The organism is Corynebacterium marambiense, assembly GCF_016342275.1.
In the GTDB taxonomy this organism is placed as follows: domain Bacteria; phylum Actinomycetota; class Actinomycetes; order Mycobacteriales; family Mycobacteriaceae; genus Corynebacterium; species Corynebacterium marambiense.
In genome coordinates this window covers 555,212-566,896 of the sequence record NZ_JAEIOT010000007.1, presented here as the reverse complement: position 1 = coordinate 566,896, position 11,685 = coordinate 555,212, and the positions used below count along the sequence as shown (strand labels likewise).

At 66.1% G+C, this 11,685-nt stretch carries 9 protein-coding genes; 5 read left to right on the top strand and 4 right to left on the bottom strand.

Annotated features, from left to right (window positions below):
- Nucleotides 1-10: 10 nt before the first annotated feature.
- Nucleotides 11-1,849 (bottom strand): choice-of-anchor I family protein, encoded by a 1,839-nt coding sequence (locus JDV76_RS07610; RefSeq protein WP_198736244.1) that lies wholly within the window; start codon nucleotides 1,847-1,849, stop codon nucleotides 11-13.
- A gap of 116 nt (nucleotides 1,850-1,965) precedes the next feature.
- Here JDV76_RS07610 and ilvA point away from each other — a divergent pair, with 116 nt between their 5' ends.
- Together ilvA and JDV76_RS07600 are read left to right on the top strand one after the other, a co-directional pair.
- A complete protein-coding gene (gene ilvA, locus JDV76_RS07605; RefSeq protein ID WP_198736243.1) occupies nucleotides 1,966-3,276 on the top strand; it encodes a threonine ammonia-lyase IlvA in 1,311 nt (436 codons plus the stop codon).
- A gap of 82 nt (nucleotides 3,277-3,358) precedes the next feature.
- Entirely contained in the window at nucleotides 3,359-4,849 is a 1,491-nt protein-coding gene (locus JDV76_RS07600) for an MFS transporter (RefSeq protein WP_198736242.1), read from the top strand.
- 24 nt (nucleotides 4,850-4,873) lie between these two features.
- Here the strand turns inward: JDV76_RS07600 and treZ are convergent, their stop codons facing one another.
- Entirely contained in the window at nucleotides 4,874-6,592 is a 1,719-nt protein-coding gene (gene treZ / locus JDV76_RS07595) for a malto-oligosyltrehalose trehalohydrolase (RefSeq protein WP_232958963.1), read from the bottom strand.
- A 37-nt stretch (nucleotides 6,593-6,629) separates the two neighbouring features.
- Here treZ and JDV76_RS07590 point away from each other — a divergent pair, with 37 nt between their 5' ends.
- From JDV76_RS07590 to JDV76_RS07580, 3 genes are read left to right on the top strand one after another with little or no spacing between them, the layout of a single operon-like run.
- Nucleotides 6,630-7,271 (top strand): IMPACT family protein, encoded by a 642-nt coding sequence (locus tag JDV76_RS07590; protein ID WP_376992953.1) that lies wholly within the window; start codon nucleotides 6,630-6,632, stop codon nucleotides 7,269-7,271.
- A 28-nt stretch (nucleotides 7,272-7,299) separates the two neighbouring features.
- Nucleotides 7,300-7,533, top strand: a complete 234-nt coding sequence (locus tag JDV76_RS07585; RefSeq protein WP_198736239.1) for a hypothetical protein — start codon at nucleotides 7,300-7,302, stop codon at nucleotides 7,531-7,533.
- A gap of 2 nt (nucleotides 7,534-7,535) precedes the next feature.
- Nucleotides 7,536-7,934, top strand: coding sequence for an RNA-binding S4 domain-containing protein (locus JDV76_RS07580; RefSeq protein ID WP_198736238.1), 399 nt, complete (start codon nucleotides 7,536-7,538; stop codon nucleotides 7,932-7,934).
- A gap of 206 nt (nucleotides 7,935-8,140) precedes the next feature.
- Here JDV76_RS07580 and JDV76_RS07575 read toward each other — a convergent pair whose 3' ends face one another.
- Together JDV76_RS07575 and treY are read right to left on the bottom strand one after the other, a co-directional pair.
- Complete coding sequence (locus JDV76_RS07575; protein WP_198736237.1) at nucleotides 8,141-9,154, bottom strand: GTP pyrophosphokinase; 1,014 nt, start codon at nucleotides 9,152-9,154, stop codon at nucleotides 8,141-8,143.
- Nucleotides 9,154-11,682 (bottom strand): malto-oligosyltrehalose synthase, encoded by a 2,529-nt coding sequence (treY, locus tag JDV76_RS07570; RefSeq protein ID WP_198736236.1) that lies wholly within the window; start codon nucleotides 11,680-11,682, stop codon nucleotides 9,154-9,156. The genes JDV76_RS07575 and treY overlap by 1 nt, the downstream gene beginning before the upstream one ends.
- Nucleotides 11,683-11,685: the final 3 nt, after the last annotated feature.

The window sequence follows — 11,685 nt, the reverse complement described above, 5'->3', positions numbered from 1 at the left end:
GTTCTCCGCTCTACTGCTCGCGCAGCAGCAGGTTCTGGAGCGACTGGAGCGCAGCGTGCAGGTACCCACCGATGACCGGGATCTCAGCGAACACCGCGCCGAGAGTCCCGAGGATTGCCGCGATGACCCCACCGGTGATCGAACCGTGGGAGGATCCGTCGGGTACGGGAAGCTGATCTCCGTCGTCGTTCCCGTCGCTCTCTGCGGTGATCTCCCAGATCGTCGTGGTACCCGACACCTCGTTGGCCACGGCCAGCAGGTTCTGGCCGTTCGGTGACTCGGCTGCCGGGATGAACGCCAGTCCCTCGGGTCCGACATCGCCCGCTGCCGGGCTGTCGAACGGATGCCCATAATCGCGGTTGTTCACATAGCTGACGAATGCGGGGGATCGGGGGTCGGTGATGTCGTAGACCATGATCCCGCCGGCGCGCTCCAGTCCGATGAAGGCGTAGGTGCGTCCCCCGATCTGCCCGAGGGTGATCCCTTCAGGTTCGGTGCCCTTGTCATCGGAACGGCCGTCGATGTCGGCGGCGAGCTCCGGGAACTGGGAGACGATGCGGAGAAAATCATCGTTGGAGTTGTAGATCCGGGTTCCGTCGGCGGTGACGATGCTGAATCCACGACCGCCGAAGGCGAACAGCTCGTCGTAGCAGGAGTCGTCGGAGTTGTACCCGAGGGTGGTGGTCACCTTGAGGCGACCCATCCGCTTCTTCTTCTGCAGGTCACCGATCGCCTTTGCGTCGAGGCCCTCGAACCCGGGGCACAGCGTGAGATCGCCGACCCTGGCCTCCTCGAAATCGCGGGCGTCCCCCTCGTTCGCGGTGACGATGTACGGGGTGCCGGACACCTCATAGGAAGCGATCGCGTCGGGTTGGAGGAGTCCCTTCAGCGGCCAGTTGCCGAGCTTCAGTTCGCCGTCCTTGTCGGAGACGTCAGTCGGTACTTCACGGAAGTCGACGGTTCCGAGCGGTAGAAGGTCGGTAACGGTTGCGGATGGGATGTCGATGACCGCCAGCGCGTTGTTCTCCTGCAGGCTCACCCAGGCGGTGTCCCCGTGGGTTGTGATGTACTCCGGTTCGAGATTCTGCGCTACGGTGCCAGGGACACCCTCCGGGGTGAAGACCCGCACGCCCTCCGGGAGGTCGCCCTCGGTGAATCTGGTGAAATACGCGGTCCGGACATCCGCGTCGATGGCCGCGGCGATCGTGCCCGGCAGCGTAATGACGCTGACACTGCCCTCGGGGTCGACGGTGTGGTCCTTGTTCGGTTCGCCCTCGTTGGCGACGAGGGCGTAACGACCATCGTCGGTGATGGTCACCATGTCGGGCAGTGCACCGACACCGACGGAACCGAGGATCGCTCCGTCGCTGGCGGCGTCGAAGAACACGGCGGTTCCCGGGTCTGTGGCGGTCGGTGCCTCGACCGCGGCAACGGCGAGGCCGTCCGCTCGGACGGCGACGGAGTTGATGGTGACATCCGCCCCGGCGCTAATGGAGAACAGCTTGACGGGATTCGCCGGGTCGGCGATGTCGATCACGTCGACGGCCCCGGCGTGGGCGTTGACGGTGAGCAGGCGCTTACTCGCCGCGTGGTAGACGGTGATCTCGGCGGCTGATTCACCGATCCGGCCACTCTCGTACGTTCCCAGGGGCGTCAGGGACAGCGCCGCGCCGGGGGCCTGCGCGCTGATCTGATTCTCGACGATCACCGCCCCTGAGGTCGGCGTGGTGAGGGCTGCGGCGGTGAGGGCCGTCGTCACGCAGAGGGCAAGAGCACTTCGGTGGTGCGATGAGCGTCGGAACACGATGATCTCCTGTGGCTGGGTCGGGTAGTACCACTTGTACTGCATCGTGGTGCACGGAAAGTGGCGGTCGGGTCAACAGGGCCTGAAATCCGTGTGACGTGTTCCGGGGGCCGGGACCCAGACAGACTTGCGTGTCGTGCCGACCACTACAATCAACGGTCATGACCGATCATCGAACCAATTCTGTCTCATCCGACCCTGTATCGACGGCGACCATGCCGATTCATGCTGCAGACATCCAGATGGCACAGGCGCGAATTTCCACGGTGATCGGCCCGACCCCGCTCCAGTACTGTCCCCGGTTGAGTGAGGAATCCGGCGCCGAGGTGTACCTCAAGCGCGAGGACCTGCAGGATGTCCGCTCGTACAAGATCCGGGGGGCCTACAACAACGTGGCTCAGCTTACCGAGGAACAGCGGGCGGCCGGGATCGTCGCCGCATCCGCCGGTAATCACGCACAGGGAGTTGCGTATGTGTGCCGGACTCTCGGGATCGACGGTCGGATTTTCGTGCCGGACCAGACTCCGAAGCAGAAACTTGACCGGATCCGCGTCCACGGTGGGGACCGCATTGAGGTCGTCGTGACCGGCCACAACTTCGACGAGGCCTCCGCCGCGGCACGGGCCGCGGCCGCGGAATCCGGTGCGACCGTCGTGGAACCTTTCGACGCGCGGAACACCATCATCGGCCAGGGAACAGTGGCTGCAGAGATCCTCTCCCAGCTCACGTCCCTGGGGAAGACCGCTGACAGCATCCTCGTGCCGGTCGGTGGCGGTGGGCTCATCGCAGGTGTCACGAGTTATCTCGCAGACATGGCTCCCCGGACCGCTGTCGTCGGCGTCGAACCCGCCGGTGCTGCATCCATGCAGGCTGCGCTTGCATCTGACGGTCCCGTGGCGCTCGACTCCATCGACCCCTTTGTTGACGGTGCCGCTGTCAAACGGATCGGTGATCTTAACTACGAGGTGATCGACCGGAACCGTTCCCGGGTGCACATGATGAGTGTCAGCGAGGGCGCGGTCTGTACGGAAATGCTTGGTCTGTACCAGAATGAGGGGATCGTAGCGGAGCCCGCCGGGGCGCTCTCCGTCGCGGGGCTCAAGGAGTTCCGCCCCCGTAAGGGGGATGTCGTGGTGTGCATCATCTCAGGCGGTAACAATGATGTGCTGCGCTACAACGAGATCGTGGAACGTTCGCTCGTTCACCGTGGGCTCAAGCACTATTTCCTGGTTGATTTCCCGCAGGAACCGGGGCAACTGCGCATGTTCCTCGAGGAGATCCTCGGGCCTGATGATGACATCACGCTGTTCGAGTACCTCAAGCGCAACAACCGGGAGACCGGAACCGCGCTCGTCGGCCTGCAACTGGGGGCTGCCACGGATCTGGACCCGCTGCTCGCACGAATGGCACAGTCGCGGATCGGGTGCCGCCAGTTGCAGCCCGGAACCCCGGAGTACCACTTCCTCACGTAGCGCTCCACCGGTTTGTCGAGGTCGGAAGCGGTCGTGTTATCTGAACTAGGTAAGCACACTCGGACCGACCCCGGAAGAACCCGTGACAGATACCCCTCAGGCCCACCCGCGACGCTGGTGGGGACTCACCGTCCTCTGCTTCGCCATCGCTGTTCTGGCGATCGACACCACCGTACTCAACTTCGCCGTACCGGCGATTGCCGCGGACCTTGACCCGTCCGCGACGCAGCTGCTGTGGATCATCGACGTCTACGCCTTCGTGCTGGCCGCGCTCCTCATCACGATGGGGACGCTCGGCGACCGGGTGGGACGCCGGAAGGTGCTGCTCATCGGCGCGGGACTGTTCGGTGCGGCCTCGGTGCTCGCCGCCACGGCCCAGACGCCCGAATGGTTGATCGTCGGGCGTGCACTCCAGGGTGCCGCCGGGGCGACGCTCATGCCGTCGACGCTGTCGCTCATCCGGGAGATGTTCACCGACTCCCGGGAACGGGCACGGGCCGTATCGGTGTGGGTGTCGGTGTACGCCGTGGGTGCCGCCATCGGCCCCGTGCTGGGCGGCTATCTGCTCGGGCACTTCCACTGGGGTTCCGTGTTCCTCATCAACGTGCCACTCGTCGCCGTGATCATCGTCGGGGGACTGGTGACGCTCCCGGCGTCCGCGGGCAAGAGCGGAGCGGCATTCGACGGCCCCGGCGCCGTGTTGAGTATTCTCGCGCTGTTCACCCTCGTCTACGTGGTGAAGGTCGTGCCCGTCGAGGGAATCGACGCCTGGGTCATCGCGTGCGCGGCAGTGTGCGTCGTCTCCGCCCGTCTGCTCGTCCGGCACCTACGGACCACGGAGACACCGCTGATCGACGTCGAGCTCCTCCGCAACCGCGTCTACGCGACGGTCGTCGTCATCAATGGGGTGTCGATGTTCCTCTACATCGGAGTGCTCTTCTACCTCTCCCAGTACCTGCAGACCGTGCTCGGGTACACCCCGCTCGCCGCAGGCCTGCTCATGTTCCCCGGGCTGATCGCCTCGGTCGTCGCGACGCTGGTCACCGGCCGGCTCATGGTGCGGATCCCGCCCCGCCCCCTGCTCGTCGCCGCACTGATCCTCGCCGCCGTGGCGAGTGTCATCTTCGCCGCCGACGCCCTCGGCATGGGGGAGCACCTCGGCGGCTCGGGCCCGTGGCTCGCCGTCGGGTTCACCGTCCTCGGAGTCGGCTGCGGCATGATCGACCCCGTCAGCAACGACTACATCCTCACCGCGGCGCCCCCGAGGCGCGCCGGTGCCGCCGCCTCGCTGTCCGAGACCGGCTACGAGCTCGGTGGGGCGTTCGGTACCGCGGTGCTCGGCGCGACGGTGATGGGGGTGTTCGGCCACCGGCTGGCCGCGACGACCGATCTCCCCGAGGCCGCCGGAGACTCCCTCGTGCGCGCCCACCAGCTGGCGGGCGGGAACACCGACCTCATCGCCGCCGCGGACCTGGCGTTCCGGCACGGGGTCGTCGCCGCCAGCGCGGTCGCCGCGCTCGTGGCGCTCTTGACCGTTCTCGTCGCGAACCGGACCCTGAGCACCCGGGACTGAACGGCACCCGGGCGGACCAGGGAATCAGCGCCGGATCAGTGCGAAGCCCCAGGGATCCAGCGTCGTCGCATCCGCACCGACCTCGGGATCGGTGAACGAGTAGATCAGCTCGCCACCGAAATCGACCCTGACGGGCTCGTCGGAATAGTTGCCGACGAACACCACGTCGCCCCGGTCCACCGCCACCCACCGCTCACCGTGGGTGACGTCGATGTCGTACAGCCACGGACGCGCGAGACGGTGCTCCCGGCGTAACTGGAGCAGCGAGCGGTAGGCGTCGAGAATGTCCTGCTGCCCGTCGGTGAAGTCCCAGTCCAGCTTCGAGGCCTCGAACGTGGCGGGATCGGAGGGCTCCGGGATCTCCTGCTCGTCCCAGCCCCAGCGGGTGAACTCCCGCTTGCGGCCCTCACCGGTGAGTCGGTTCAGCTCATCGTCGGTGTGGGAGCAGAAGAACGCGAACGGCGTCGTCGCACCGAATTCCTCCCCCATGAACAGCATCGGGGTGTACGGCGAGGTGAGGATCGTCGCCGCCTTGAGCACCTGCTGGGCGGGGGAGAGGTTCATGCTCGGGCGGTCACCGGTCGCCCGGTTGCCCACCTGGTCATGTGTGGTGGTGTAGGTGACGAAGCTGCTGGCCGGGGTGAACTCCCGGTTCACGGGGCGGCCGTGACGCTTGCCCCGGAACGTCGACATCGTGCCGTCGTGGAGGAACACCTCGCGGAGGGTCTTCGCCAGAACCTCCGTGGAACCGAAGTCCGCGTAGTAGGCGTGCCGCTCACCGGAGACGAGGGTGTGCAGTGCGTGGTGGATGTCGTCGTCCCACTGGCCGGCGACACCGTAGCCACCTGCCTGGCGGGCGGTCACCAGTCGGGGGTCGTTCTGGTCCGACTCCGCGATGAGGCTGCGCGGTACACCTGTCGCCGCGGACACCTCGGTGGCCATGATCTGCAGTTCCTCCAACAGGTGCAGTGCACCGGGATCGTGGTAGGCCTGCACCGCGTCGAGGCGCAGCCCGTCGACGTGGAAGTCCTCGAACCAGCCGCGCGCGGCGTCGATGATGTACCGGCGAACCTCGTTGCTGTCGGGTCCGTTGAGGTTGACCACATCACCCCATCCGGTGGATCCGCCGGCGGTGTAGGGGCCGAAGAATCCGTTGTAGTTTCCGTCCGGACCGAAGTGGTTGTAGACGACGTCGAGGATGATGGCGACGCCGCGGGCGTGAGCGGCATCCACGAGTTTCTTTAGGCCCTCGGGACCGCCGTAGCCCGCATGGACCGCGTGCCACAGCACGCCGTCGTAGCCCCAGTTGCGGTTGCCGCCGAAAGGCTGGACCGGCATGAGTTCGATGGTGGTCACGCCCAGGTCGACGAGGTGGTCGAGCCGGTCGACGACTCCCGCGAAGTCACCGGAGGGGGAGAAGGTGCCCACGTGGAGTTCGTAGATCACCTGCCCGGGAAGGTCACGGCCGGTCCAGTCTCCGTCGGACCACGGGTAGGTGTCCTCCGGGACCCGGGATAGACCGTGGATACCGTCCGGCTGCTCCGCGGAACGCGGATCCGGCCACGGGCCGACCCACTCGCTGTCCTTTCGGATCCGGTATCCGTAGCGCATACCGGGTTCCGGGGTCAGGGGTGTCTCCGGTGTCCACCACCCGTCATCGAGCTGCCGCATGGCGTGGGTGGTGTCATCGACGATCAACTGGAGGTCATCGGCGTTGGGTGCCCAGACTGAGAAATGTCGCATGCACCCAAGGCTAGGCGAGGACGCGACTTCCGGCACAATGGTGTTCATGTACCGCCTTCCCGCGCCCGACGTCGTCACCACGACAGAACTCGAGATCAAGCGGTCCCGGTTCATCACCCTGGTCACCAGGGCAGCGGATGAGGACCAAGCGCGGGCGTTCATCGCCGAGGTGCGGGGCACCTACCCGGATGCCCGCCACCACTGCAGCGCCTACATCTACCACGTGGATGCCGCGAATCCGGTGGAGCGCTCCAGTGACGACGGGGAGCCCTCGGGAACCGCGGGTGCACCGATGCTCGAGGTGCTGCGGGGATCGGGGCTTCTCGACGTCGCAGTGATCGTCGTCCGGTACTTCGGCGGCGTCAAACTCGGCACCGGTGGATTGGTGCGCGCCTACTCGGACGCGGTGTCCGGTGCGCTGGAGCGGGTTCCGGTGGTGACCCGGGCGCGGCGTGAGTTGTACGCGGTTACGGTCGGGCACGCCGACGCGGGTCGCCTGGAATCGGAGCTGCGCAACCGGGGGATCGAGGTGACGGGGACCGACTACGCGGCGCAGGCGACGATCCACGTCGCGGTGGAACCCGGTGGCGGTGCCGACTTGACCGGAACTCTGGCGTCCGTGACGCAGGGGACCGTGGAGCCGGAGCGGCTGGGCACGGAGTGGATTGAACTTCCCTGATCGCCTCGCCCCGATAGACTGGTTTCCCATGAGCATTGAAAAATATCCGAGGAACCCGATCGAACAGCGGAAACACGCGGTCCGGAAGCACGCGAGGGCCGGTGTGGTCTGCGTCGGCGGTGGCGTCGTCGGAGGCATCGTGCTGGCGCTCGTCGCGTCGAGCTGGTTCTGGTTGATTCTGGGGCTCGTCGCCGCGGTCGCTGGTGGTTTCTACAACTGGCGGCGTATCCAGGCGATCACGGGTCACCGGGACAACAACTGACGATGGCTGGTGGCACGCAGTCCGTGGAAGAGATCGGTCCGGTTCGCGTCGACGCGTGGGTCTGGGCGGTCCGGCTACTGAAAACCCGCCAGGCTGCCGGTCAGGCGTGTAAGGCGGGGCATGTGAAGGTCAACGGTGGAGCGGTGAAACCCGCCCAGCAGATCGTGCCTGGTGACCGTGTCCGGGTGTGGGTGAACCATCGGCTGCACGAGGTGGAGGTGACTCGGACGATCCGGAAACGCGTCGGCGCCGCGGTCGCCAGGACGTGCTACATCGACCACTCGCCACCGCCACCTCCAAAGGAAATACTCGCGTCGGTACCTCGGCGGGATCGCGGGGCGGGGCGACCGACCAAACGGGAACGGCGGGAGACGGACCGGCTGCTCGGTCGGGCACCCTGATCACCTCACGCAGCAGATCACATGCTGGAGCCTGCGGGCGGGAAGTTGGCGCCGAATCCGCGGAAGAAATCTGCGACGGACAGTGCCCACACGTGGATGGCGTCGGCGAGGTCGGGGAAATTCTGGATGGAACTCATGTTTTTCATCTACTCCTTGTATCCGATGCCGCAGGTTTCTGCGGTCTCGTTCTGGCGTTGGGCCCGGTGTCAGCTGATGATGTGATCAGCTTCCATTACCTTAAGCCGTTGCTTGAGACGCGCGGCCCGGCTCGCCGCGCGGATACCCGTCTTTTTTGTTCGCTCGATGTGTTCCCTGCCAAAACGGCGGAGCAGTAGATCGTCGATGATTCGTACCTGTCCCGGGGTGAATTGGTATCGCATGGACCTCTGGACTGCGTCGATGTCGGCGTCGTCGAGCAGGCTCTTCAGCTCCCCGACGGTGGTGATGCCGTTTGCGGCGAGAATCTCCTCCAACCACACGTAGTACTCGAACTTGGACCTGGGGAAACGGTTTCCCACGAGAACTGCGAGGACGCCGGGGAGGGTCTCAGCGGACAGCTCGACCTCGCCTGCATCTCCCGGTGCATCCCCCTGGATCGAGGCGATGAGGTCGAACTGCTGGTCGGCGAGCTCGATCAACCCCGCTGTCAGTGTGAACGCCCGGTCGACCCGCGGATCGAGGGTCTTCCCGCCACCCTTGTACCGGATGTCGTGTTCGAACTCGGCCCAAGCGTGCTGCAGTACCGTGCGGACCTGGACCTCGAAGCGGAGTCCCGCATAGTCGGCGAGCTCAGCTGTTGCGTCACTGGTTCCCTCGACACCGACGATCAGGTGGTGGGAGCCGTACCCGAAGGAACCCGACACCCGGGTCTCTGCGGTCTTGTCCACCGATCGGTGGACGGTGAACGCCTCCCGCAGAACACTGATCACCTGGGGGATCTCCGTGGAGTGGTACACCGTGACCCGGACACCGAGGATGTCGTGGATGTCGTCCCACGGGTCGGGGTAGACGGGTCTCCCCGTCTCGTCGGTCTTATAGGCCTTCGCCTTTAGCGAACGCCACTCCTTGACCCGCACGGATACCCGGTCATAGGTGACACCCGACTCTGCGAGCAGCTCCTCGATGACGTCGCGGAATTCGCCCGCCGCCCGGGGATGGGCGCGCACCCATTCCGCGTACCGCTGTCCGAGCACGGAGATCCGCCTGTTCGGTTCGCCCATCAGCCCTCCTCTGCCACCCGGACGAGCAGCGCAGCGGGGAGGAACGCGAACAGGACAGCGGCCTGCTGGACCCCGGAGAACGTCCTCCCGGTCAAACGATCCGTCCAGGTGCCCTCCGGAAGGGTGACCGTCGTGTCCTGCCAGCCCCCGTCGGCGGCCAGCCGGAGCGGGCGACGCACCGCGAGGGCGATCACGTGGACGTCGCGTTCCTCCGGTCCGCGCGCGATGCCGACCACATGCGATTCCGCTGGCCCCACCGCGAACACCGCCTGATAGTCACCGCCCACGAAGGAATCCGGTTCGTCCCGGCGGACGTCGAGCGCCGCGTGGACGACCGCCTGTTTCGCCATGTCCGCCCGTATCCGCAGATGCGGATACGTGTCCTCGGCTTCCTCCGGGGTGAGTTCGAGATCGGTTTCGCCGGCGTGTGCGGGGACCGCGACGCCGGCGGCAATCGCCGACTCACAGACCGCGGCGACCGGGTTCGGGGCCGCCGACAGAAGCTCGAGAGTCTGACTCCGGGCCGTGTAGTCGATGAAACGCCGGTTATCCGGGTCCACCAGCGAATCGTCGACGAACTCGGTTCCCTGGTAGATATCGGGGATACCCGGGCCGATCAGGTGCAGGAGTTTCCGCCCCAGAGTTATCTGAACAGCGGCGGCGGCGACGGGTTCGACATACGCGGCGATCCGTTCGGTGGCGGGGCCGGAACAGAGTGCATCGATCCAATCCGACACGGACTGTTCGAAGCCCTCGTCGACGTCGGTCCAGGTCGTGTGCGTACCCGCCTCGCGGACCGCCTTCGTGGCGTAAGCGTGGAAACGCTCCCGGACGGAATCGGTCATCGGGCCGTTGGCGGGCCACACACCGATGAGATTCTGCAGCAGGAAGTGTCCGGTGGCGCCATCCGGGGGAGGGGTGATCGCGGTGACCTCGCGGACCATCTCGGCGAAGTCACCGGGGATGTCGGTGACCTCGATGATCCGGGCCCGGACGTCCTCGCTGCGCTTCGTGTCGTGGGTGGACAGAGTCGTCATCGTCCGCGGCCACAGCACACTGCGTTCCTGCTGGAGCAAGTGGAACTCGGCGGGGCCGACACCGAAACGCCCCGGTGCGCCACCCACCTCCTGGAGGGCGACCAGTCGGCACGCCCGGTAGAACGTCGTGTCCTCGACGCCCTTGGCCATCACAGCACCACAGACCTGGGCGAATCGGACGGCCGCTTCTCCGTCGGCGAGGAGTCCGGCGGTGATGAGGTCGAGGGCGTCCCGCCTGGACGGGAAGCGGCGGGTCATCTCCGCGACGACCGTGGCGGTGACGCGGGACAGGGAGATGTAGTCGGCGCGGTAGACGGGCATCGCGGCGACGAGCTCGACGATCGTGTCCGTCAGCATCCGCTCACTCACCCCGTCACCGGCGGTGGAGAAGTTGTCGCGGCGCACAGCCCTGGCCAGTCGGCGCACCTCTGCGGCGAGTTCGTCGGCCGCGACGGAACGCTTCAGTGCGTGCTCGGTGGCTGTGACGGCGGCGTCATCCCAGGCGGACCCCGACTGCTGCATCGCGAGCATGGATAGGGTGTCCTCCGCATCGCGCGAGATGAACACACCATCTAACTCCCGCAGCGCGTCGTATCCGGTCGTACCGTCAACCGCGAGGCGCGGATCGAGGGGCTCGTCCACACCGAGGATCTTCTCGACGACGAGCCACCGGTCGTCCCCGATGAGAGCACGGAGTCGTCCGAGATAGGAAAAGGGATCCGATAGTCCGTCGGGGTGGTCGACCCGGACCCCGTCGATGAGGTCCTCGGCGATCAGTCGGGACAGCACCCGGTGGGTGTGTTCGAAGACCACCGGGTCCTCCTGCCTGATACCAGCCAGCCCGTTGACCGAGAAGAAACGCCGGTAGCCGATTACGCCGGATTTCCAGTACATCAGCCGGTAGCTTTGGGCGTCGTGGACGGCCACCGGGTCGTCGGCGTCCTCGGTTCCGGGGCGGACAGGGAAGACACTGTCGTAGTAGCGGAGGACGGGCTCGCCGTCGATCTCGTCGAGGGTGAGTTTCTCCTCGTCATCCTCCGCACCGAGAACCGGCAATCCGAGTTTCCCACCGGCACCGTTGTCGTCGTGCCAGTCGATGTCGAAGTAGCTCTCGTACTCACTGTCCTGGCCGAGTTTCAGCACATCCCACCACCACGGGTTCTGGCGGGGATCCTCGACACCGAGGTGATTCGGGACGATGTCGATGATGATTCCGAGGCCATGGTCTCGGGCGGTTTCCGCGAGGCTCCGCAGCCCGGAGATACCCCCGAACGCCGGATTGACCTCGGTGGGGTCGATCACGTCATAGGAGTGGGCCGAATCTGCCGGTGCGGTGAGTATGGGAGAGAGATAGAGGTGGCTGACGCCCAGTTTCGCCAGATAAGGGACAACCGCCTCCGCCTCGGCGAAGCCGAATGCCCTGCCTGAGGGATCGGCCTCGGGTCCACGCAGCTGCAGACGGTAGGTGGCGGTGATGGGGCGGCGGCTCATGAT